At 67.2% G+C, this 22,140-nt stretch carries 19 protein-coding genes; 13 read left to right on the top strand and 6 right to left on the bottom strand.

The window, feature by feature from the left end:
• Positions 1-441: 441 nt before the first annotated feature.
• A complete protein-coding gene (locus ACZ9J7_RS13705) occupies positions 442-687 on the top strand; it encodes a hypothetical protein (RefSeq protein WP_476210146.1) in 246 nt (81 codons plus the stop codon).
• 376 nt (positions 688-1,063) lie between these two features.
• Here ACZ9J7_RS13705 and ACZ9J7_RS13700 read toward each other — a convergent pair whose 3' ends face one another.
• The 4 genes from ACZ9J7_RS13700 to ACZ9J7_RS13685 form a co-directional block, all read right to left on the bottom strand.
• Complete coding sequence (locus ACZ9J7_RS13700; RefSeq protein ID WP_476210144.1) at positions 1,064-2,260, bottom strand: adenylate/guanylate cyclase domain-containing protein; 1,197 nt, start codon at positions 2,258-2,260, stop codon at positions 1,064-1,066.
• Positions 2,250-2,846, bottom strand: coding sequence for a PH domain-containing protein (locus tag ACZ9J7_RS13695; RefSeq protein WP_476210142.1), 597 nt, complete (start codon positions 2,844-2,846; stop codon positions 2,250-2,252). Before ACZ9J7_RS13695 ends, ACZ9J7_RS13700 begins: the two co-directional genes overlap by 11 nt.
• The gene (locus ACZ9J7_RS13690; RefSeq protein WP_476210140.1) at positions 2,839-3,747 is read right to left on the bottom strand and encodes a biotin--[acetyl-CoA-carboxylase] ligase; all 909 of its coding nucleotides are present in this window, start codon (positions 3,745-3,747) and stop codon (positions 2,839-2,841) included. Before ACZ9J7_RS13690 ends, ACZ9J7_RS13695 begins: the two co-directional genes overlap by 8 nt.
• An 84-nt stretch (positions 3,748-3,831) precedes the next feature.
• The gene (locus tag ACZ9J7_RS13685) at positions 3,832-4,719 is read right to left on the bottom strand and encodes an SDR family oxidoreductase (RefSeq protein WP_476210138.1); all 888 of its coding nucleotides are present in this window, start codon (positions 4,717-4,719) and stop codon (positions 3,832-3,834) included.
• Positions 4,720-4,934: 215 nt separating this feature from the next.
• Here ACZ9J7_RS13685 and ACZ9J7_RS13680 point away from each other — a divergent pair, with 215 nt between their 5' ends.
• The 5 genes from ACZ9J7_RS13680 to ACZ9J7_RS13660 all read left to right on the top strand — a co-directional run bounded on the left by ACZ9J7_RS13680 (position 4,935) and on the right by ACZ9J7_RS13660 (position 11,040).
• Complete coding sequence (locus tag ACZ9J7_RS13680) at positions 4,935-6,518, top strand: acyl-CoA carboxylase subunit beta (protein ID WP_476210137.1); 1,584 nt, start codon at positions 4,935-4,937, stop codon at positions 6,516-6,518.
• Positions 6,518-6,763: an acyl-CoA carboxylase subunit epsilon gene (locus ACZ9J7_RS13675; protein ID WP_476211856.1), complete on the top strand. Its 246-nt coding sequence runs from the start codon at positions 6,518-6,520 to the stop codon at positions 6,761-6,763. Before ACZ9J7_RS13680 ends, ACZ9J7_RS13675 begins: the two co-directional genes overlap by 1 nt.
• Positions 6,764-6,805: 42 nt before the next feature.
• Positions 6,806-8,491 (top strand): DUF885 domain-containing protein, encoded by a 1,686-nt coding sequence (locus ACZ9J7_RS13670; protein WP_476210135.1) that lies wholly within the window; start codon positions 6,806-6,808, stop codon positions 8,489-8,491.
• A 117-nt stretch (positions 8,492-8,608) separates the two neighbouring features.
• A complete protein-coding gene (locus ACZ9J7_RS13665) occupies positions 8,609-9,478 on the top strand; it encodes a phosphatase PAP2 family protein (protein WP_476210133.1) in 870 nt (289 codons plus the stop codon).
• A gap of 119 nt (positions 9,479-9,597) precedes the next feature.
• Positions 9,598-11,040 carry a dicarboxylate/amino acid:cation symporter gene (locus tag ACZ9J7_RS13660; RefSeq protein ID WP_476210131.1) on the top strand — a complete coding sequence of 481 codons (1,443 nt, stop codon included), beginning with the start codon at positions 9,598-9,600 and terminating at the stop codon, positions 11,038-11,040.
• A gap of 91 nt (positions 11,041-11,131) precedes the next feature.
• Here ACZ9J7_RS13660 and ACZ9J7_RS13655 read toward each other — a convergent pair whose 3' ends face one another.
• A complete protein-coding gene (locus ACZ9J7_RS13655; RefSeq protein ID WP_476210130.1) occupies positions 11,132-11,695 on the bottom strand; it encodes a hypothetical protein in 564 nt (187 codons plus the stop codon).
• A 184-nt stretch (positions 11,696-11,879) separates the two neighbouring features.
• Between ACZ9J7_RS13655 and ACZ9J7_RS13650 the strand changes: the two genes are divergently transcribed.
• The 6 genes from ACZ9J7_RS13650 to ACZ9J7_RS13625 all read left to right on the top strand — a co-directional run bounded on the left by ACZ9J7_RS13650 (position 11,880) and on the right by ACZ9J7_RS13625 (position 18,973).
• Positions 11,880-12,569, top strand: a complete 690-nt coding sequence (locus ACZ9J7_RS13650) for a TetR/AcrR family transcriptional regulator (RefSeq protein ID WP_476210128.1) — start codon at positions 11,880-11,882, stop codon at positions 12,567-12,569.
• Positions 12,570-12,587: 18 nt separating this feature from the next.
• Positions 12,588-15,110: an MMPL family transporter gene (locus tag ACZ9J7_RS13645; RefSeq protein WP_476210126.1), complete on the top strand. Its 2,523-nt coding sequence runs from the start codon at positions 12,588-12,590 to the stop codon at positions 15,108-15,110.
• Between the two features lie 9 nt (positions 15,111-15,119).
• Positions 15,120-15,761: a Maf family protein gene (locus ACZ9J7_RS13640; RefSeq protein WP_476210124.1), complete on the top strand. Its 642-nt coding sequence runs from the start codon at positions 15,120-15,122 to the stop codon at positions 15,759-15,761.
• A gap of 130 nt (positions 15,762-15,891) precedes the next feature.
• Positions 15,892-17,703, top strand: coding sequence for an acetyl/propionyl/methylcrotonyl-CoA carboxylase subunit alpha (locus ACZ9J7_RS13635; RefSeq protein WP_476210122.1), 1,812 nt, complete (start codon positions 15,892-15,894; stop codon positions 17,701-17,703).
• A gap of 8 nt (positions 17,704-17,711) precedes the next feature.
• On the top strand, positions 17,712-18,149 hold the full coding sequence (locus ACZ9J7_RS13630; RefSeq protein WP_476210120.1) for a YybH family protein: 438 nt from the start codon (positions 17,712-17,714) through the stop codon (positions 18,147-18,149).
• A 92-nt stretch (positions 18,150-18,241) separates the two neighbouring features.
• Positions 18,242-18,973 carry a glutamine amidotransferase gene (locus ACZ9J7_RS13625; RefSeq protein WP_476210119.1) on the top strand — a complete coding sequence of 244 codons (732 nt, stop codon included), beginning with the start codon at positions 18,242-18,244 and terminating at the stop codon, positions 18,971-18,973.
• A gap of 57 nt (positions 18,974-19,030) precedes the next feature.
• On the opposite strand, the gene ACZ9J7_RS13620 is transcribed toward ACZ9J7_RS13625, so the two are convergent.
• Positions 19,031-20,440: an MFS transporter gene (locus ACZ9J7_RS13620; protein WP_476210117.1), complete on the bottom strand. Its 1,410-nt coding sequence runs from the start codon at positions 20,438-20,440 to the stop codon at positions 19,031-19,033.
• Positions 20,441-20,717: 277 nt separating this feature from the next.
• On the opposite strand from ACZ9J7_RS13620, the gene ACZ9J7_RS13615 reads away from it, so the two are divergent.
• Positions 20,718-22,139: an MFS transporter gene (locus tag ACZ9J7_RS13615; RefSeq protein ID WP_476210116.1), complete on the top strand. Its 1,422-nt coding sequence runs from the start codon at positions 20,718-20,720 to the stop codon at positions 22,137-22,139.
• Position 22,140 lies beyond the last annotated feature (1 nt).

Below are 22,140 nucleotides of genomic sequence, written 5' to 3'. Positions count from 1 at the left end.
ACCGGAGCCGCAGGCACACCCTCACCATCAAACCCCACGGTCTTCGCCGTCCCACCATCCAACGGCTGCTTCAACAACGCCTTCCGCGTCGCCACCGCCACCACATCACTGCCCGGCCCAGGCTGCTGCAACTTCGCATCCCGCGCATCCTCCAACGCCAACCGCTTACCACCAGGCAGGAACAAGCTCCCCGCAGCAGCATCCAACACCACCGGACGGTCCCCCACCACCGTCATCTGCAAATCCCCGGCACCCTTAAGCCCATCCCACGTACTGGACTCCGACGACGCAACACCACCCTCGGCATCAACCCCCGTCACCGTCACCACACCAGTCTTCGGATCCGCCGAATAAATCCGGTCATCAGAACCCACCACCGACACCAGACCCGCCGAACCAACCAACACCGGCTCGGACGCATCCTTATCAAAACCATTCACCGTGGACGGCGACACCGCCCACACCTTCCCCGACGCAGCATCCGTCACCGAAATCGTCCGCGCCCCAAAACTCACATCAGCCGCCCCCGGCAACTGCTTATCCCCACCCAACCGCATATTCGCCGGCGAAACCTGGTTCAACGTCGAACCCGTCTCATCATCAACAAACACCTCACCGGCATGCTGCAACACATCAAACGTCGTCGACGCCGGCGTCACCGCACCATCCAACACCCGCGACGGATAATTCAACCGCCCCACAGCATTCTTCGACTTCGAAACAACCCACACACCACCATCGTTCAACTCCACCTCAGTGGTCTTAAACCCCGGATACAACACAGCACCCGTCACCACCACAGCCACCACAGCACCAAACGCCGTACCAGTGAACCAGCGGGAGCGCGGCAGGCGGCGCCATCGGGGCGCGGCGGAAGCAGGGATCTGGGCGCGCGTCTGTCCGCGACGTTTCATGTGTGGAAGTCCCCCGGTAGATCTAGGCTTCGTGCCTGCAGCCGGCGTCACAGGACCCCGGGCACCACAACGATACCGCTATACGCCAACAAGTGGATAAATTCTTTTCAGTCCGGCCCGGTCTGTCCGGGACCCGAAGCTTCCGGAGCTTAGTCCAGGACCAGGCCCTTGCCGCGGCCGCGGGTGAGGCGGACGGGATTGATTTCGCCAAAGCCGCGCACGTTCTCCGGGTCCTGCGGAATCAGGACGAACCGTTCGTCATGTTCCAGGGCGGAGGCCGTCATGGAATCCACCAGGACGGTGCCGGGGTCCGCCAGGGTGGTCAGGCGGGCGGCGAGGTTCACGGTGGGACCGTAGATGTCGCCCAGGCGGGACAGGATCCTGCCCCACACCATGGCTACGCGCGCTTCGGGGAGGATCTCGTCCTCGGTGAAGGCTTCGGCCAGCGCCAGCGAAATCTCCGCACCCGCAGCAGGGGTTTCGGCGATGTACAGGACTTCATCGCCAACGGTCTTGACCAGCCTGCCGCCGCCCACGGAGATGATCTCGGCGCACTTGTTCTCGAAGCGCTGGACCAGCCGGGCCAGCGTCTTTTCGTTCATCCGCCGGGACAGGCTGGTGTAGGACACCAGGTCCGCGAACCCGACCGCGCGGGCCAGGGGCAGCGGCGCGTCGTCCTCGTCGCCCTCCCGGCCTTCCTCGCTGGCCTGGAGCCCGGCTTCGGCGCGGACCGCGAGTCGCTGGACGCCGGCGTTGAGCTGGCGGCGCCAGGAGTAGACCAGGACTTCCTCGAGTGCGTCGACCAGGGCGGGAAGTTCGTTGACCAGGCGCTTGCGGGCCACGGCGTCCGTGACGCCCTGCTCGTGGACCATGTCCTCCACCAGCGCTTCGATCTGCCAGACCACCATGCGGTCGGTCATCTGCCCGATGGAGCGGGTCACCGAAATGGCCGCTTCCTCCGTGAGCTTGCCGGCGCGGACCAGGTCCACCACGGTGGACAGGGCCGCCTGGTCGCGTTCGGTGAAGGCGACGTCCTCGTCGCCGAAGTTGGGGAATCCCAGGGCACGCCAGAGCTTGCGGGCAGAAAGCAGTGAGAGGCCGGCCCCGGCCGCAACTTCACGACGGCGGAGCTTGCGTTCCCCACCCAGCAGCCGGGCTTCGAGCGCCTTCATGGCCAAACGTTCCGCGGACATGGCGCCGGTTGGCGGGTGGCGGTCGACGCCGGGCGGCTCCGCGGCAGCAGCCGGCCCGGTTGCGAAGGGGTCGGCGGAGCCGGCGTCGGACGAGGCGTCGAAGGCGCCGGTTTCGATGCTCTCGACGCGTTCCTGCTGGTCCTCATCGGTCATCCCGTCCACCTTCTCTCATGTCGTCCGGAAATGCACCGGCTGGGTAATACGTCGCGCCGGGCTGGGCCCCGCTGTCCTCCGGCAGTTCCCCGATGGCGTCGAGGATAAAGTCGCGGAACCGGGCCACCTCGGGCACGTCGCGAAAGGTCACCATGCCCTGGTGCCCGGTTTCCAAGGATATATTCCCGGAACGCACCAGTCGCTGCAGCAACGATTCATGGACCGTCAGGTTTCGCACCGATGCCAGGTTCACCTGCTGGTCCCGCCGGTTCAACAGTCCGGACCGGGCCACCATCCGCTGGCTGGTCAGCGTATAGCGGGTGCCATGCCACCGGAGAAGCCGGGGCAGGCAGTAGCCCAGCCATACAGCCACCGCCGCGAGCACGCAGGCACCCACCAGCCAGGGCGTCCACTGGCGGCCAAGGGCAGGCGCCACGCGGGCGGGGCCGCCGCGGATAACCCACGCGCTGGCGAAGGCGGCCAGTGCCGGCGCCAGGACGAAGGCCACGGCGGCACCGGCAAGCTTTCGCGGCTGCGGGCGGGTAGTGACGATGACCTGCTCCCCTGGAACAAGGGACCTACGCATAACCACCCTGCTGCGGCGCGTCCGGCGACGACCAGGGCCGCAGGTGCACCACGTCGCCGGCCGTGACCACATGCTCATGCGAGTCCCGGTCCACCACCAGGAGGGAACCGTAGTCATCCAGGCGGGAGGCATGTCCAATGATTTCGTGGTCGCCGGGAAGCTGCGCGCGCACCTGCTTGCCCAGGGTGACCATCACGGCCTCCACCCGTTTGTGCAGCGACGGCCCCCCGGCCATGCCCGCCGCGGGGTCGCCGTCGGCATTGCAGAAACTGCGGTACAGGACCGCGAAGTGGGACAGGTAGCTTTTCAGCAGCGCCGTGCGGTCGGTGGTGGTGGCACCCTCGATGGCCACGGACGTGGCAGTGGGCACCGGAAGTTCCTCTTCGCGCAGGCTGACGTTGAGGCCGGTCCCCAGGATGACGGGGGGCACGCTGCCGTCCACCATGGGACCAAGCTGGGCCAGGATGCCCGCGATCTTCCTGCCGCGGACCAGGACGTCGTTGGGCCATTTGAGCTCGGCCGGAATGCCTGCCGTTTCCAGGAGCGTCTCGCGCAGGGCCAGGGCTGCGATAAGGGAAAGCCACGAGTAGCTCTGGGTGGGAAGGGGCCTGCCTTCGGCGTTCACCGGGCGCAGGACCACGGAAACCGACACGGAGCTCAGCGGCGGCGCCTCCCAGCGCCGGTCCAGCCGGCCCCTTGCCGCGGTCTGGTACTCCGCCGTCAGGACGGAGAGATCAGGCCACGCCGCAGGGTCCACCGTGACGCCGCGCAGCAGGTCGGCGTTGGTGGAGCCGGTGGAGTCCACCACGTCGATCCGCGGTATCCCCGTGGCGGAGAGGAAACGCTGGTCGGCCAGGTCCCCTCGGTTCAGGGGGGTAGCCGGTGCATGTGCGTCATCCATAGCTAGATCCTACCGAGCCGCGCCTGGTCGCACCCAGCCGGACGCGGTCCCGGAACAGGCGCCGGGGACTGCAGGAGGGCCGCCCTAGAGGAAGATGTCCGGGACCAGGCGGTCTTCGGGCGCACCCAGGCTGTAGGGGCGGAAGTCGGTCACGCCGGCGGCGGCCAGGACCTGCTCATCCGTGTAGAAGTTGCCCGACGGCGGCGCAGCGGCACCGAGATTGCTGCCGGTCAGAACGGCGTGGGCGGCGTCGGCCATGATCTGCGGGCCGCGCGCGGCCATCACCATGGTTTCGCCGTGGGGCATGTTGCGGATGGCGGCCGTGTCGATCAGGGTGCAGGGCCACAGTGAGTTGACCCTGATCCCGTCAGCCTTCAGTTCTTCGGCCAGGCCCAGGGTGGTCAGGCTCATCCCGTATTTGGCCATGGTGTAGGCGAGGTGCTTTCCAGCCCAGGAGGGGTGGAGGTTCAGCGGCGGCGAGAGCGTCAGGATCTGCCCCTGTCCAGAGGCACGGAGCGCCGGGAGCGCCAGCTTGGACAGCAGGAAGGTGCCGCGCACGTTGATGTCCTGCATGAGGTCGTACTTCTTCATCTCCACCTTGTCCGTGGTGGAGAGGTCGATGGCGGAGGCGTTGTTGATGACGATGTCGATGCCGCCGAACCGCTCCACGGCTGCGGCCACGGCGCCGGCCACGTCATCGTCCCGCCGCACGTCACCCACCAGGGGCAACGCCTGGCCTCCGGCCGCCTCCAGCTCCCGGGCCGCGGTGTGGACCGTCCCGGCGAGCTTGGGGTGCGGCTCCCCCGTCTTGGCAAGGAGCACAATGTTGGCGCCATCGCGTGCCGCCCGCAGGGCGATGGCCAGGCCGATCCCGCGGCTGCCGCCGGAGAGCAGGATGGTCCGGCCCGCCAGGGAGCCGGCGGCCCGGTACGGGCTCTCGGAGGCATGCAAAGCATCGTCGCTTGAAGTCATGGGAACACTGTAACCCAACTAAGTTACTCATGAGTAACATTGTGCAGGGGGTGTTGGAACGGCAGAAAATTGTAGGTTCCCTACAGCCGTTGGCTCCCAAAGCGTCACTAGACTTGCCACCAGGGTTCGTCTTTTGTGTGGATGCTACTTAACGCTCCGCGCAGCCAGACCCGCCAGCCGACAGAATTGACCTGCTACAGAGCCGGAGACACTTGATGAGCCACGATCTGACAACGACAGCGGGAAAGATTGCCGATTTCCGCGACCGCCAGGCGCGCGCCGAACAGCCCTCCGGCCCCGAGGCCATCGAGAAACAGCACGCCCGCGGCAAGAACACCGCCCGCGAGCGCATCGCCCTGCTGCTGGACGAGGATTCCTTCGTTGAGTTCGACGCACTGGCCGTGCACCGCTCCAGCGCCTTCGGCATGGAGAAGAAGAAGCCGCTGGGTGACGGCCTGGTCTCCGGCTACGGCACCGTGGACGGCCGGCTGGTGGCGGTCTACAGCCAGGACTTCACCGTCTACGGCGGATCCCTGAGCCAGGTCAACGGCGAAAAGATCGTCAAGGTCCAGGAATTCGCGCTCCGCAACGGCTGCCCCGTCGTCGGCATCCTGGACGGCGGCGGCGCCCGTATCCAGGAGGGTGTGGCCTCGCTGGCCATGTTCGCTGACATCTTCCGCAACAACGTCCACGCCTCCGGCGTGGTGCCGCAGATCTCGCTCATCATGGGCCCCTCCGCCGGCGGCGCCGCCTACTCCCCCGCCCTCACCGACTACGTGGTGATGGTGGACAAGACCTCGCACATGTTCATCACCGGCCCGGACGTCATCAAGACCGTCACCGGCGAGGACGTGGACATGGAAACGCTCGGCGGTGCCCGGCAGCACAACGCCACCACCGGAACGTCCACCTACCTCGCTTCGGACGAGACCGACGCCATCGAGTTCGTGCGCGAACTGCTGGACTTCCTCCCGTCCAACAACCTGTCCGAGGCGCCCGTCCTGGGGCACCAGCAGGAATTGGAAATCGACGACGACGACCTCGCCCTGGACACGCTGGTTCCGGACTCCGCCAACCAGCCCTACGACATGCGCGCCGTGGTGGAGCAGATCGTGGACGACGGGCATTTCCTGGAGATGCAGGCCCTGTACGCCCCCAACGTGATGATCGGCTACGGCCGCGTGGAGGGCCACACTGTAGGCATCGTGGCCAACCAGCCCCTCCAGTTCGCCGGCACCCTGGACATCGCCGCCTCGGAAAAAGCGGCCCGTTTTGTGCGCCACTGCGACGCCTTCAACATCCCCATCGTCACCCTGGTGGATGTCCCCGGGTTCCTTCCGGGCAAGGACCAGGAGTTCCAGGGAATCATCCGCCGCGGCGCCAAACTCCTCTACGCCTATGCCGAGGCCACCGTCCCCAAGCTCACCGTCATCACCCGCAAGGCCTACGGCGGCGCCTACATCGTCATGGGCTCCAAGAAGCTCGGCGCCGACCTGAACCTGGCCTGGCCCACGGCCCAGATCGGCGTGATGGGCGCCCAGGGTGCCGTGAACATCCTTTACCGCCGCGACCTCGCAGCGGTCGCCGAGGACGGCGGCGACGTCGAGGCCCGCCGCGCCCAGGTCATCCAGCAGTACGAGGAAGAACTCCTCAACCCCTACCAGGCAGCCGAGCTTGGCTACGTGGACGCCGTCATCGCCCCCTCGGACACCCGCATCCAGATCATCAAGGGACTGCGCGCCCTGCGTGACAAACGCGCCAGCCTTCCCGCCAAGAAGCATGGGAACATCCCGCTGTGATCAGCACCCCAGGGGCGCCTGAGCCCGCCGAAGCCCCGGAACCCCAGGCCGCGCCGCTGTTCTCTGTTGTCAAAGGACAGCCGAACGACGAGGAACTCGCCGCGCTGGCCGCCGTCGTGCTTTCCCTCGGCGGGGAAACCCCGGCCCCGGCAAAGACCACCAGCGTGCGGCACTGGGTCCGGAGGCAGCAGCTTCGGCTCGCGCCCACGCCGGGCCCGGGTGCCTGGAAGCGCAGCCGGGGCTGACGGCTTCCACATCCTGTCCATGTGGCCGGGTAGGCTCGGGATGTGACTACCGACACTGCACCCGCCGCGCGCCCGCATACCCGGATCGACGACGTCGCTGACAACTACACCGACACCCTGATCAGGCTCAATCCGACCTTTGCCACCACCCTTGGCCTGCCGGGACATGAGACGGAATACCAGGACTTCTCCCCTGCCGGCATCGCCGGGTTCGCCGAGGCGGCAAGGCATGCCCTCGTCTCGCTGGAAGGCCTGGAGCCGGAGGACGACGTGGACGCCGTCACCCTGGACGCCATGCAGGAGCGGCTGGGCCTGCAGCTCCTGATCCATGCTTCCGGGTGGGAGTATGCGGACCTGAACAACATTGCCTCACCGGCCCAGGACATCCGCGCCATCTTCGATCTCATGCCCACTGAAACCGAACAGGACTGGGAGCACATCGCCGGGCGCGCACACAACGTGCCGGCGGCCATCAGCGGCTACACCGAGTCCCTGCGCCTGGCCAGGGATGCGGGCAAGGTCGCCGCCGCCCGCCAGGTGCGCATCGTCATTGAACAGGTGGCCAAGTACGCCGCCGGGGACGGCTTCTTCGCAAAGCTGGCCGCGGGTGCCGCCACGGATGCGGGGCCGCTGCCCACGGCCCTGCAGGAGAAGCTCGACGCCGGAGCTGCCGCCGCCCGCCAGGCCTACACCGGCCTGGCGGAATTCCTGCGCACCGAACTGCTGCCCGCCGCTCCCGAAAAGGATGCCGTGGGCCGGGCCCGCTACGCACTGGCTTCCCGGTCCTTCCTGGGCGCAGAGGTGGACCTGGAGGAAACGTACGCGTGGGGCGTCCAGGAACTCGACCGACTGATCGCGGAGCAGGAACAGGTCGCAGCCGCCATCAAGGCAGGCGCCTCCATTGCCGAAGCCAAGGAAATCCTCGACGACGACCCCGCACGGCAGCTGAAAGGCACCGAGGCGCTGCGGGAATGGATGCAGGACCTCTCCGACAAGGCCGTGGCCGAACTCGCTGGCGTGCACTTCGACATCCCCGACGTCATGAAGAGGCTTGAGTGCCGAATCGCCCCCACCGACGAAGGCGGCATCTACTACACCGGCCCATCCGACGACTTCAGCCGCCCCGGCCGCATGTGGTGGTCAGTCCCCGCAGGCGAGGACACCTTCACCACCTGGGCCGAAACCACCACCGTGTACCACGAGGGCGTCCCGGGCCACCACCTCCAGGTGGCCACTGCCACCTACCGGCGCGAGCTGCTCAACAAATGGCGCCGGAACGTCTGTTGGACCTCCGGCCACGGCGAAGGCTGGGCCCTGTACGCCGAGAAACTCATGCAGGAACTGGGCTACCTGAAAGACCCTGGCGACCACATGGGCATGCTGGACATGCAGCGCATGCGGGCAGCGCGCGTGGTCTTCGATATCGGGGTCCACCTGGAACTCGAGATGCCCGAACGCTGGGGATCCGGCACCTGGACCGCCGACAGGGGCTACGCATTCCTGAAGGAAAACCTCCCCCTCAGCGAAGGCCAGCTCAACTTCGAGTTCACCCGGTACCTCGGCTGGCCGGGACAGGCGCCCTCCTACAAGGTAGGCCAGCGCCTTTGGGAACAGATCCGCGCCGAGCTCGAGGCACGGCCGGGGTTCGACCTCAAGGAGTTCCACACCAAGGCCCTCAACATCGGCTCCGTGGGACTCGACACCCTTCGCCGGGCGCTTCTGGGCTGACAGCCCATCCTCCCGGCCGGATCCCTGGCTGGTGGACCGAGCCCCCGGCATTAGGTGGACAGCGCCCACGGCAATCAATAAGCTTGCTTACTAAATTGCCGTGGCGCGCATCGCCGTATGGACAGGGAGACGACGTTGACCAACCTCCAAGGGACACCGGCCGGGACGGGGGTGCGTGGTGAACTGCGCCAGGACACGACCGTCGGTGGCAAGGACCTCACCAGATGGGACACCCGGACAGGCCGGCACCTGGTCGGAGTGGTCCACCGCATCAGCCAGGTACATGGCCCGCATGGCGCACTGATCCTGACGCTGCTGGTGGGGGCGGTCATTTCCGCCGCCCTGACCGCCGCGTTCAGCGAGGTCTATGAAGCGGTAGTGGCCGCAGACGGGGTGGCCGGACTTGACCATCCGGTATTGGCGGCCAGCAAGGACCTCCGCACCCCTGCCTTGGATGTGGCGGTCACGGCCTTCACCGATGTTGGCGGGACCATCGGGATGCCGGTCCTCGCCGTCGCCATCATGGCGGTGCTCGCGTTGCGGCGCCGCTCCTGGACCCCCGTCATCCTGATCGTCACCGCGGGCCTGGGTTCACTGCTGATGACCATCGCCGGCAAGCGCCTCGTGGGACGCACGCGGCCGGACCTCAGCGACGCCGTACCGCCCTACGAACACTCGGCATCGTTTCCCAGTGGACACTCCCTGAACGCGGTGGTGATTGCAGGCATCGTGGCGTACCTCATCATCCTGCGGCTCCACTCGAACCGCGCCCGCATCCTCACCGCCGCGGCGGCAGCCCTCTTCGCCGTCGCGATCGGCCTGAGCAGGGTCTTCCTGGGCCATCACTGGCTCACCGATGTGCTGGCGGCCTGGGCACTGGGTGCCGCCTGGCTGGCCATCTTGATCACCGCCCACCGGCTCTACCTGACGGTCAGGAAACACCACGAACCACGAGACGTTAAGCACACCCCTGCCGGGAATAAGTAACAAATGCCGCCGTTATCCCTGGTTCTCCGGGGATTTCCGGCCGGGGCCCGCATCCTGTGCACGTAATATTTCTCAATGTTGGTTCGACGTGATATTTAGCAGAGGTCTAGCTTGTTCTGGTGAGCACTCAGACAAGCACCCCCTCCCCCGCAGGGAAGACCGGATTCCAGCTCCCCAAGTGGGCGGGTTCGTTCGGCTTCCAGATCATTGCCGCCCTCGTGGTGGGCCTGGGCCTCGGCCTGCTGGCCAAGTACACCGGCAGCACCAAGACCAGCCCCAACGCCCTCGGCGCCACGCTGCAGACCATCGGCTCAAGCTATGTGTCGCTGCTGCAGACCGCCGTCGTTCCCCTGATCTTCACCGCCGTAGTCAGTTCCATTTCCAACCTGCGCCAGGTGTCCAACGCCGCCCGGCTCGCATGGAACACGCTCCTGTGGTTCGCCATCACATCCCTGATCGCCGTGCTGATCGGCATCGGCCTGGGCGTACTCCTGCAGCCCGGCGCCAACACCGGCATCAACGGAGACGCCAAGTACACCGGCAAGTCCGGTGACTGGTGGGCCTTCCTCGTGGGCCTGTTCCCCAAGAACTTCCTCGGCCTGGGTGCCAGCTCCACTGTCGGCGACTCCGGCGCCGTCACCACCTCCATCAGCTTCAACGTCCTGCAGATCCTCGTCATCGCCATCGCGGTGGGCGTTGCCGCCCTCAAGGTGGGCAAGGCCGCAGAGCCGTTCCTGAACCTCAACGCCTCGGCCCTCGCCGTTATCCAGAAGGTGCTCTGGTGGATCATCCGCATCGCACCGCTGGGCACTGTCGGCCTCATCGGCAATGCCGTGGCCGTCTACGGCTGGGACACCATCGGCTCGCTGGGCAAGTTCACCGTGGCCATCTACGCCGGCCTGGTCCTGGTGCTGTTCGTGGTCTACCCGATCCTGGTCCGCAGCCATGGCCTGTCCGTCAAGCAGTACTTCTCCGGCGTATGGCCCGCAGTGCAGTTGGCCTTCGTTTCCCGCTCCTCGGTGGGAACCCTGCCGCTGACCCAGCGCGTGACTGAACGCAGCCTCGGGGTGCCCCGCGCCTACGCCTCCTTCGCCGTGCCGCTGGGCGCCACCACCAAGATGGACGGCTGCGCTGCCATCTACCCCGCCATCTCGGCGATCTTCGTGGCCCAGTTCTTCGGCATCCACCTGGACTTCAGCCAGTACCTGCTGATCGCACTGGTCTCCGTCCTGGGCTCCGCCGCAACCGCCGGCACCACCGGCGCCGTGGTGATGCTCACCCTGACGCTGTCCACGCTGGGGCTGCCGCTGGCCGGCGTCGGGCTGCTGCTGGCCATCGACCCCATCCTGGACATGGGCCGCACCGCGGTGAACGTGGCAGGACAGGCCCTGGTCCCCACCATCGTGGCCAAGCGCCAGGGCATCCTGGACGAGTCGCTGTACAACGCACCCCGCAACGGCACACCGTTCGTGGATGACAGCGATGCCGCCGCCGGCGGGTCCGCAACGGACGGCACCAGCGCCGGGACCGCATCCCGCGAACTGCAGGATGCCAACGCGTAACGCGCGCCAGCAAAAAGACGTCCCCGGGAGTTTCTCCCGGGGACGTCTTTGCTTAAGGGCTACGCCCCAGGCCGCAACCGGCCTGAAACAGTCAGCGTCCGCCGCCGCCAATCACCCCGTTCTGGACGGCCTTGGTGACGGCGTCGGCTTCAGCCTGCGTCAGCTTGCCGTCCGTCACTGCCTTGTCCAGTCGGGTCTTGAGCTCGGCCGCGTGTTCGGACTGTTCCTCGCTGCGGATCTCCTGGAGGGCTGCCGTCACCTTGGCCTCGTCGATGCCCAGCGAGCCGGCCAGCGATTTGGCGAGGGCGGCCTCGCGGGCGGCGGGGTCCGGCTTCTGGCCGTCGGCCGGCGGCGTGGTGGGCTTGTTGGCTTCGCGGAAGGCCTTCAGTGCGTCGGTCACCTTGGCTTCGTCCACGCCGAGCTTCGCTGCCAGGGCGGATGCCTGCTCCATGCCCTTGCCGTCACGGCCGCCGTGCCTGCCCATGCCGCCGTGGTCAGTGCCAGCGGAGCCATCGGCCGAGGCACTGGCACTTGCACTCGGGGTGGGAGAAGGCGTGGTGGTGGTGGCCGATGCCATGCCGGCCACGCCGATTCCTGCACCGAGCGCCAGCGCCGCGGCTGACAGGCCCAGGGTCATTTTCTTCGTGCGGGTCATTTTCGTTGTCTCCTCATTCGCCGTCGCCTGACGGCTGCTGGTGATACGCCTCGCGGCGGGACATTTCCAGCATCGGCCACCAGGTTCAGGAAAGGCTGTCGGAAACCTTTCGTTCTCCTGTGAATCCAGATTCGGCCCCGAAAATAAGTTGCATTCAGTGCAAAGTTGCACGTAGTGTAATTCCGTGCCAGATCCGCTGTCCGCTCCAGAAACCCCGCAGGATGCGGTGCCCGCCGCGCCATCCCGCCGCGAGCTGAACAAGGCCGCCACCCGCCAGGGCATTACCGACGCCGCTCTGGGCCTCCTGCGGTCCAAGGGCCCGGGCAACTTCACGGTGGAGGACATCGCCGACGCCGCGGGAATCTCGCGCCGCACTTTCTTCAATTACTTCGGCAGCACCGACGCCGCCCTGGCCTCCATCGTCCACGGCTTCCTGGACAACGCCATCCAGCAGCTGCGCCTCCGCCCGGCCGAGGAGCCCATGCTGGAGTCGGCCCAGGCCGCTTTGGTGGCCCTGGCCGACCCCAAGGCCATCGCCCCGCTCGCCGAACTGTTCACGCTGACCCAGCAGAGTCCGCTGATGTCCCATACGGAACTGGAGGCGTGGGACCACTGCCGGGCCCAGGTCTTCACCGTGGCCCGTGAACGACTTGCCGGTAGCCCCGGCGAGCGGGACGAGCTGTACGTCCATGCCCTGGCCGGCTCCATCATTTCTTGCGGAAAGGCCGCCATGGAGGTCTGGTTCAGCCGGCGCGGCCCGGACCTTTCACCCGCCTCCCTTGCAGAACTCCGCCAGCTGCTCATCGATGCCATGGGCTTGCTGGGCGCCGGCTTCACCACCACCGCTTTCCCATCCGCCACCCGTTCCTCCTGATCAGATCGGTCCTCCCGCATGGCACTCCTCCTCTACCGCCTCGGCAAGTTCTCCTACCGCCGGCGCTGGCTTGTCATCTCCCTCTGGCTTGCGGTCCTGGTGGCCGTCGGCGGTTCCGCCGCAGCCTTCCACGGCACGCTGTCCAACAACTTCCAGATCCCGGGCACCGAGACGCAGCGGATCGCGGACAAGCTCAAGCAGGATTTGCCCGCAGCCTCGGGCGGAAGCGCCACGATCGTTTTCGAAGCCCCCGACGGCGGATTCACGCCTGAGAGCCGCGCGGCCGTGACGGATGCGCTGAAGAAGCTGCAAGCCCTCCCCGAGGTCCGCGGCACGGTTGATCCGTTCACCACCCAGGCCCAGGTGGACCAGGCCGGCAAGGCGATCACGGACGGCGAACAGCAGCTGGCGGCCGGCCAGGCACAGCTGGATGCCTCCCGCGCCCAGCTGGAGGCGGGCAAGGCACAGCTGGCAGCGGCTGAACAACAGCTCACCGCCGCCGGCGCGCCCGCAGCAGTAGTCGAGGCCCAGCTGGGCCAGCAGAAGGCAGCGCTGGCTGCCGGCCAGGCCAAGCTCGACGCCGGCGCCCAGGAACTGGAGGCCAACAAGGCGAAGCTGGAACTTGGCAAGCGCCAGGCCCAGGCCGCGTCCGCCATCCGCTTCGTCTCGGAGGACAACAAGGCGGCCGTGGCCCAGGTGCAGTTCAACACCTCCATCAACGGCCTGGCACCAGCGGTCCGCAAGCAGGTACAGGAGATCGCCCACGAGACGTCCTCCGCAGGCGTCCAGGCCTTTGCCAGCAAGGAAATCACCGAGGACATCTCAGCCCTGTTCGGCACAGCGGAAATTGTCGGCATCGCCGTCGCTGCGCTGGTCCTGATCCTCATGCTGGGGACGCTGATCGCGGCCGGACTGCCGCTGCTGATGGCCATCATCGGCGTCGGCGTGGGCGTGGGCATCACGTTCGCACTCTCAGGCCTGTTCGACATGAGCTCCATCTCCCCCATGCTTGCCCTCATGCTGGGCCTGGCCGTCGGCATCGACTACTCGCTGTTCATCGTCAACCGGCACCGGACGCAGCTCCTGGCCGGAATGGACCCTGAGGAGTCCGTGGCCCGGGCAAACGGAACCTCCGGCAACGCGGTGGTCTTCGCCGGGCTCACCGTGATCATCGCCCTTGCAGCCCTGGTGGTCCCCGGGCTGCCGTTCCTCACTGTCATGGGCCTCGCCGCCGCGGGAACCGTGGCGGTGGCGGTCCTGGTCGCCATCACCCTGACCCCCGCCATGCTGTCCCTGATTGGCCGCCGGATCATCTCCAAGCGGGCCTGGGCCAAGTCCGAGGCGCACAACGCCGAACCGGGCCACGAGGCGGCGGATCTTGCCTCCGACCGCGAACGAAGCACCCGCGGGTGGGGCGGCCTGGTCACCAAGCACCCCTGGGTTGCGCTCGTCGCCGGCATCCTCCTGCTGGGCACCCTTGCGTTGCCCGCCACACAGCTCCAGCTGGCGCTGCCTGACGGCGGCTCCGAGCCTGTGGAGTCCGAGGCCTACCAGGCCTACGACCTGACGGCACGCAGCTTCGGCGAGGGCGTCACCGGCCCCATTGTGGCCGTGGGCGAGTTCCCCGCGAACCTGGATGCGGCCCAGGCGCAAAAGCTGCAGTACGACATCGCGGACAAGCTCCGTGCCGTGGACAACGTGGTGGCCGCAGTGCCGGTGGCCCTCAGCGAGGACCGCCGCACCGCAGTCTTCCAGGTCATCCCCAAGGAAGGCCCCGCCAGCGCCAGCACGGTCAAGGTGGTCGCCGAACTCCGCGGCCTGAACGGCGAAATCAAGGCCGACTACGACGTCGCCATGGGCCTGACCGGCCAGACGGCCGGCAACGTGGATGTCTCCACCAAGCTCGGCGACGCCCTGCCGCCCTACCTGGCGATCGTCGTCGGACTTTCCCTGGTCCTGCTCCTGCTGGTGTTCCGCTCCATCGTGGTGCCGCTGCTGGCCACGGGCGGCTTCCTGCTGTCCCTGTCGGCGGCCTTCGGCGCCGTCGTGGCTGTCTACCAGTGGGGCTGGCTGGGGAACGTCTTCGACGTAGCCAACCCCGGTGCCGTGCTGAGCTTCCTTCCCATCATCCTGATCGGTGTACTGTTCGGCCTGGCCATGGACTACCAGGTGTTCATCGCCTCCGGCATGCGCGAGGCCTACATGCACGGCTCATCCGCCAAGGAAGCGGTCAGGGTGGGCTTCCGGCACGCAGCCGCCGTGGTCACCGCCGCCGCCATCATCATGGTCAGCGTGTTCTCCGGCTTCATCTTCAGCCACCTCACCATGGTCCGGCCGCTGGGCTTCGCAATGGCGTTCGGTGTCCTGTTCGACGCGTTCGTGGTCCGCATGACGATCGTCCCGGCCGTGATGTACCTGCTGGGCGCCAAGTCGTGGTGGCTGCCGCGTTGGCTGGACCGGATCCTGCCGGACGTGGACGTGGAAGGCGCCAAGCTCAGCCGCGGCCAGGGGACGCCGGTGTCCGGCGAACTGGTCCACTAGGCTGAAACCGTGCTCCATCTGATCCTCGCCTCCCAGTCCCCCGCCCGCACCAAGCTCCTGGCCGAGGCCGGCATCCGGCACACCGTGCTGGTTTCCGACGTCGACGAGGCGGCCGTCCAGGAACGGTACGGCGTGACGGACCCGCACGACACCGCGCTGTTGCTGGCCCGGGCCAAGGCGGAGGCGGTCGCGTCCCTCCCGGAGGCGGAGGGCGCGCTGGTGCTGGGCTGCGATTCCGTGTTCGAGTTCGACGGCGAGGCGCACGGCAAGCCCTACACTGCCGACGTCGCGCGCGAACGGATGCTCCGCATGAGCGGCAGCGCGGGGGTGCTGCACACGGGGCACTGGCTGGTGGACTGCAGGGACACGGACGACGACGGCGCCGGCCGCGGTTCGGGCGCCACGCTCGGGGCAGTCGCATCCGCCGAGGTTTCCTTCCTGGACATGGCCCCGGAGGAGATCGACGCCTACATCGCCACCGGAGAGCCGCTGCACTGTGCGGGTTCCTTCACCATCGACGGCCTGGGCGGGGCCTTCATCCGGAAGGTCGACGGCGACCCGCACGCCGTCGTCGGACTTTCCGTATCCACCCTGCGCGGCCTGCTTGCCGCCGCCAATGTGCGCATCACTGATCTCTGGCCGCCGAGGTAAAGTCGTCCGTTTTCTGCAGTGCTTGTAGCTTCCCTACAAAGGACGACCGGTTTACACGCGGATTCCGCAAGTAATATCGGCGGAACCTCCAAAACCGCGCTAGGCTCCCTGAAGGAAAGAAGGAGACGCCTTGTCAGCAAATTTGGAGCAGTCCGCAGGAACCACGCAGTCCAGCCTCACAAAGGTGCTGATCGCCAACCGCGGCGAAATCGCCGTGCGGATCATCCGGGCGGCCCGGGACGAGGGCCTCGCCTCCGTAGCCGTCTACGCCGACCCGGACCGCGACGCACTCCACGTCCGGCTCGCTGACGAAGCCTTCGCCCTGGGCGGTGCCACCGCCGCCGAGTCCTACCTGGTGATGGACAAGATCATCGACGCCGCGCGCCAGTCCGGCGCCGACGCCATCCACCCGGGCTACGGATTCCTGGCCGAGAACGCCGAGTTCGCCGCCAAGGTCATTGCCGCAGGCATCACCTGGATTGGCCCCTCCCCGGACGCCATCTCCGCCCTGGGCGACAAGGTCCGCGCCCGGCACATCGCCGAGAAAGTCGGCGCACCCCTGGTCCCCGGCACCGCGGACCCCGTCGAATCAGCCGACGAAGTCCTGGACTTCGTGGACCGGCACGGCCTGCCGGTGGCCATCAAGGCGGCCTTCGGCGGCGGCGGCCGCGGCATCAAGGTGGCCCGCACCCGCGAGGAAATCCCCGAACTCTACGAATCCGCAGTCCGCGAGGCCACGGCCGCCTTCGGCCGCGGCGAATGCTTCATCGAGCGCTTCCTCGACGCCCCCCGGCACGTGGAAACCCAGTGCCTGGCCGACGCCCACGGCAACGTGGTGGTGGTCTCCACCCGCGACTGCTCGCTGCAGCGGCGCAACCAGAAACTCGTGGAGGAAGCTCCGGCGCCGTTCCTCACCGAGGACCAGAACCGCCGGCTCTACGAATCCTCCAAGGCCATCCTGAAGGAGGCCGGCTACCTGGGCGCCGGCACCTGCGAATTCCTGGTGGGCCAGGACGGAACCATTTCCTTCCTCGAGGTCAACACCCGCCTGCAGGTGGAGCACTGTGTTTCCGAGGAAGTCACCGGCATCGACCTGGTCCGCGAGCAGTTCCGTCTTGCCCGCGGCGAGGAGCTTGGCTACGGCGACCCCGAGGTCCGCGGCCACTCCATCGAATTCCGCATCACCGGCGAGGACCCGGGCCGCAACTTCCTGCCCGCCCCGGGCACGCTCCGGGTCCTGAAGAACCCCACCGGTCCCGGGGTCCGCGTGGACTCCGGCGTGGAACAGGGCGACGTGATCAGCGGAAACTTCGACTCCATGCTGTCCAAGCTCATCATCACCGGCGCCAGCCGCCCGCAGGCGCTGCAGCGCGCCCGCCGCGCGCTGGAGGAAATGGTGGTTGAGGGTATCCCCACAGTCATCCCGTTCGACCTCGCAGTGGTCTCGGATCCCGCCTTCGCGCCGGCTGAAGGGCCCTTCAAGGTCCACACCCGCTGGATCGAAACCGAGTTCACCAACAACCTGCCGGCATGGACCCCGGACGCCGCTGCCGACGCCGACGGCTCCGCCGAGGACCGCCAACGCGTGGTGGTGGAAGTGGGCGGCAAGCGCCTCGAAGTAGTGCTTCCCGCATCCCTGGGAACCCTGGGAACGGGATCGTCCGCCGCCGGCAAGCCGGGCAAGTCCAAGAAGCGTTCCCGTTCCGCCGGCCCCACGGCCGCCACGGGCAATGCACTGACCTCCCCCATGCAGGGCACCATCGTGAAGGTGGCCGTGGCGCACGGGGACGTTGTGTCCGAAGGCGACCTGGTGGTGGTCCTTGAGGCCATGAAGATGGAGCAGCCCCTCACCGCGCACCGGTCCGGCACCATCACGGGCCTGACGGCAACGGCCGGCGAAACGGTGTCCGCGGGCGCCATCATCGCCACGATCGAAGACTAGGAAGCCGAATGCTGGCACCAAGTTTCCAGGAAGAAGTGGCCCGCTACCACCAGGCGGTTCCCGAAATCACCCGGGGCAACACCGCCCCGATCAAGGAACTGTACTCCCGGCTGGACGACGTCACCCTGGCCAACCCGTTCGGCGGAATAGCCCGCGGCTGGGCCCAGGTGGAGGCCCGGCTGGACCAGGCGGCGCGGCAGTTCCGCGACGGCGAGATGCTCGGCTTCGATACCGTCACCTCCTACACGGCCCGCGACACCGCCTACCTGGTGGAGACCGAACACTTCCGGGCCCGCCTGGACGGCGCTGCCGCCACGGAGGAGTTCGCGCTCCGCGTGACCAGCATCTTCCGCCGCGAGGAGGGCTACTGGAAGCTGGTGCACCGCCAGGCCGACCCTGCGGCCCGCCCGCAGTCCCGCCGGTCCCTGGCGCAGCCCCCGGCCTGACGCGCCACCCAGCCTGACCGTTTCCGAAACGCCTCCGGCCGTGTGCCGGGCCGGTGCTGGCCGCCGGCGCCGGCAGGATGCAGACTTAGCACATGCTGCCTTTCCTGCTCCTGGCCTCCCGCGCGGAAGACGCCGCCGCCGAGGACGAGTACGCCGCGTACCTGAGGTACGGCGGCCTGGAGGAACGGGAACTGCACCGGATCCGGCTCGAAGCCGCTCCCCTGCCTTCGCTGGACCTCTCCAGGTACTCCGGCGTCATCGTGGGCGGCAGCCCGTTCACGTCCAGCGACCCGCCAGAGCACAAGAGCACGGTTCAGCACCGGGTGGAGCGGGAACTTGCCGCACTCCTGGACCAGCTGGTGGCCCGCGACTTCCCGTTCCTTGGCGCCTGCTACGGAGTCGGTACCCTGGGCAGCCACCAGGGCGCCGTGATCGACCGGACCTACGGCGAGCCCCTCGGCGCGGTGGAGGTGGAACTGACCGATGAGGGACTCCAGGACCCCATCCTGCAGGGCATGCCCCGAACCTTCACGGCACTGACCGGGCACAAGGAAGCCGTCCGCTCGCTCCCCCCGCACGCCGTCCTGCTGGCACGGGCCGCCACCTGCCCGGTCCACATGTTCCGCATCAGGACCAACCTTTATGCCACCCAGTTCCACCCGGAGCTGGACGCGGACGGGTTGGTGACGCGGATCGATATCTACCGGGACGCCGGGTACTTTCCACCGGAATCCGCGGAGGAGCTCATGGCCGCGGCACGGGAATTCACGATCACCGAACCCATGGCGGTGCTGAAGAACTTCGTCGCCCGCTACGCGCGCTGAAAACGGCAATGCCCGGCGTGCCGAAAGGCAGCGCCGGGCATTGGGGCAAACGAAACGTCAGGCGACGTTGTTCTCGTAGTCCACATCGCGGGTTTCGCGGGTGAGGAACAGCGCGATCAGCGTGAGCACTGCCATGGCGGTCAGGTACACACCGACCAGGACGGGGCTGCCCTTGGCCGCTTCCCACAGCGCGACGGCGATGAACGGCGCCACGGCAGCACCCAGGATGCTGGAGAAGTTATAGCTGATGGCCGAGCCGGTGTAGCGGACGTTCGTGGGGAACAGTTCCGGCAGCAGCGCACCCATGGGGCCGAAGGTCAGGCCCATGAGGGAGAACCCGAGGATCAGCAGGCCCATGGTGCCCACGAAGCCGCCGCTGAACAGCGGCACGAACAGCAGGCCGAAGACAAAGATGCCGGCGGTGACGGCCATGAGCATCTTGCGGCGGCCGTACTTTTCGGCCAGCGGCCCGGAGACCAGGGTGAAAATGCCGAAGAACACGACGCCGGCAATCAGCATCCAAAGGAAGTCGTTGCGGGAGTAGCCCAGGCCGGGAACGAACGCGGCGGCTGCGGCCTCGGACATGGGCTTGCCTGCCTTTTCCGCGGCGGCCTGCGCGCCGGCCAGGGTGGGCTTGGTGCCGTAGGTCAGGGTGAACGTGGTCATCAGGTAGAACAGCACATACGTGGCCAGCATGATGAAGGTGCCCAGGATCAGCTGGCGCCAGCTGGACTTGAAGACGCGGCCCAGCGGCAGCTTGGCTACCTCGTTGGATTCCACCACCTTGGTGAAGGCCGGGGTTTCGATCAGCTTGAGCCGGACGTAGAGGCCAAGGATCACCATGGCGGCGCTGAGCAGGAACGGCACCCGCCAGCCCCAGGCCTGGAAAGCTTCCGGTGTCAAGGTGTAGCTCGCCACCAGGAAGATGACGTTGGCGATGATGAAGCCGATCGGGGCTCCCAACTGCGGGAACGTACCGTAGATGGCGCGCTTGTTGGCGGGGGCGTTCTCGGTGGCCAGGAGGGCTGCGCCGCTCCATTCGCCGCCGAGGGCCAGGCCCTGGGCGAAGCGCAGGACCACCAGCATGGCCGGTGCCCAAAACTCCCAGCCCGGAACCAGCGCCGTGGGGAGGCAGCCGATGAGGAAGGTGGCAATGCCCATGGTCAGCAGCGACGCAACAAGGGTTCCCTTGCGGCCGAACTTGTCGCCGAAGTGCCCGAAGACAATCGAGCCGAGCGGGCGGGCAATGAAGGCCACGCCGAAGACGGCAAAGGAGCTCAGCAGCTGGGTGGTTTCGTTCGCGCCCGGGAAGAAGAGCTTCGGGAACACGAGCACGGCGGCCGTGGCATAGACGTAGAAGTCGTAGAACTCCACGGTGGTGCCGATCAGGCTTGCCACGATGACGCGGCCGCGGGAGTTCACCGGCTGGTGCGAACCGGGCACCTTGGTGGTATCGGTGGATGACATGGGTAAACGCTTTCGTGTGACCGGCCGGGCGCAGGCAACGCTGCCTCCCGGCTCGAATAGTTAGAGTTTGATCTTACTTCCCAGCGTCCAGTCAATGGACGAAACGTCCACGATGCGGACCTGTGTTGTGCATCTCATATCGCGGACCCCGGGACCGCCTCACGCCGTCCGGCGGGCCCGGATAGGCAAAAGTCACAGCGCGTTAACAAACCTCGACCGTCCGCGAAACGCGCCGTCCCTACCTTGGAGGAACAACATCCCCCGAAGGAGGTAACCCGTGACTGTTGACCGCACCGTTGATGCCGTATCCGCCAGCGCACAGCCCGGCCCTACCCGCACCACTGACGCCCCTGCCCTTGAATTCCGCCCCGGCCGCTGGATCGCCAACTGGGATGCCGAGAACAAGGAGCAGTGGGAGGCCGCAGGCCGGGCCATCGCCCGCCGCAACCTGAACTGGTCCATTTTCGCCGAGTTCCTCGGCTTTGTCGTCTGGCAGCTGTGGTCCATCGTGGTGGTCCAGCTCCCCGCCGCAGGCTTTACCTTCTCCACCTCGGAAATCTTCTGGCTCATCTCCATGCCAAGCCTGGTGGGCGCCACCCTCCGCATCCCCTACACCTTCATGGTGCCCCGCTTCGGCGGCCGCAACTGGACCATCGTGTCCGCCCTGCTGCTCCTGATCCCCTCCACCGGGCTGGCCCTCTGCGTCTCGAACCCGGGCACGCCGTTCAGCGTCATGCTCCTGGTGGCTGCCCTGGCCGGGTTCGGCGGCGGCAACTTCGCCAGCTCGATGGCCAACATCACGTTCTTCTACCCGGCCCGGGAAAAAGGCTGGGCGCTGGGCCTGAACGCCGCCGGCGGGAACCTGGGTGCCGCCGTCGCGCAGCTTGCGGTGCCGATTGTCATCACCCTGCTGGCCGCCGGCAGCGTCAACCTCCCCATGGCGGGCTGGATGTGGGTTCCCTTCATCCTGCTGGCAGCCTTCGGCGCCTTCAAGTACATGAACAACCTCACCAGTGCCAAGGGTGACGTGGCCGGCTCGGTCGCGGCCCTGAAGGAACCGCACCTGTGGATCATGGCCCTGTTGTACATCGGCACCTTTGGCTCCTTCATCGGCTTCGCCGGTGTGTTTCCCAAGCTGATCAAGGACTACTTCCCCGCGTTCTCCTCCATCGGGGTGGGAAGCGTGGCCCTGTCCCTGGCGTTCCTCGGCCCCCTGGTGGGTTCCCTGGCCCGCCCCTACGGCGGACGCATGGCGGACCGGATGGGCGGCGCCCGGATGACAGTGTCCGCCTTCGCCGCCATGGCCGTCATTACGCTGACCATGATCTGGACGCTGCCGCTGAAGAACTTCCTGCTCTTCCTGGTTCTCTTCCTGATGCTGTTCACCGCCAGCGGCTTCGGCAACGGCGCAACGTACCGGATGATTCCGGTCATCTTCGCCACCTCCAGCCGGGCTGCCCGCAAGGGTGCAAGCTCCGTCGCCACCCAGCGGCTCGCGTCCTCGGCCCTCGGCCTGATCTCCGCGATCGGCGCCTACGGCGGCTTCGTGATCCCCCAGGTGCTCAATGCCTCCAGCACCGCCAGCGGCTCCTACACCCCGGCCTTCTACGGATTCGTCGGCGCCTACGTCCTCATGCTGGTGGTCTGCTGGACCTGCTACATCCGCAACGCCGGCCGGAACGCGATGGGACACGTCTAGC

This window comes from Pseudarthrobacter sp. TE9888 (assembly GCF_056279345.1).
The sequence above is the reverse complement of the archived record's forward strand: the minus strand, read 5'-3'. Positions and strand labels throughout refer to the sequence as shown.

Bases quoted from the DNA above. Each gene is read 5' to 3' on its own strand.
- ACZ9J7_RS13700 (WP_476210144.1), bottom strand. From the start codon at position 2,260: ATGACCGATGAGGACCAGCAGGAACGCGTCGAGAGCATCGAAACCGGC.
- ACZ9J7_RS13695 (WP_476210142.1), bottom strand. From the start codon at position 2,846: ATGCGTAGGTCCCTTGTTCCAGGGGAGCAGGTCATCGTCACTACCCGC.
- ACZ9J7_RS13690 (WP_476210140.1), bottom strand. From the start codon at position 3,747: ATGGATGACGCACATGCACCGGCTACCCCCCTGAACCGAGGGGACCTG.
- ACZ9J7_RS13685 (WP_476210138.1), bottom strand. From the start codon at position 4,719: ATGACTTCAAGCGACGATGCTTTGCATGCCTCCGAGAGCCCGTACCGG.
- ACZ9J7_RS13680 (WP_476210137.1), top strand. From the start codon at position 4,935: ATGAGCCACGATCTGACAACGACAGCGGGAAAGATTGCCGATTTCCGC.
- ACZ9J7_RS13665 (WP_476210133.1), top strand. From the start codon at position 8,609: ATGGACAGGGAGACGACGTTGACCAACCTCCAAGGGACACCGGCCGGG.
- ACZ9J7_RS13655 (WP_476210130.1), bottom strand. From the start codon at position 11,695: ATGACCCGCACGAAGAAAATGACCCTGGGCCTGTCAGCCGCGGCGCTG.
- ACZ9J7_RS13645 (WP_476210126.1), top strand. From the start codon at position 12,588: ATGGCACTCCTCCTCTACCGCCTCGGCAAGTTCTCCTACCGCCGGCGC.
- ACZ9J7_RS13630 (WP_476210120.1), top strand. From the start codon at position 17,712: ATGCTGGCACCAAGTTTCCAGGAAGAAGTGGCCCGCTACCACCAGGCG.
- ACZ9J7_RS13625 (WP_476210119.1), top strand. From the start codon at position 18,242: ATGCTGCCTTTCCTGCTCCTGGCCTCCCGCGCGGAAGACGCCGCCGCC.
- ACZ9J7_RS13620 (WP_476210117.1), bottom strand. From the start codon at position 20,440: ATGTCATCCACCGATACCACCAAGGTGCCCGGTTCGCACCAGCCGGTG.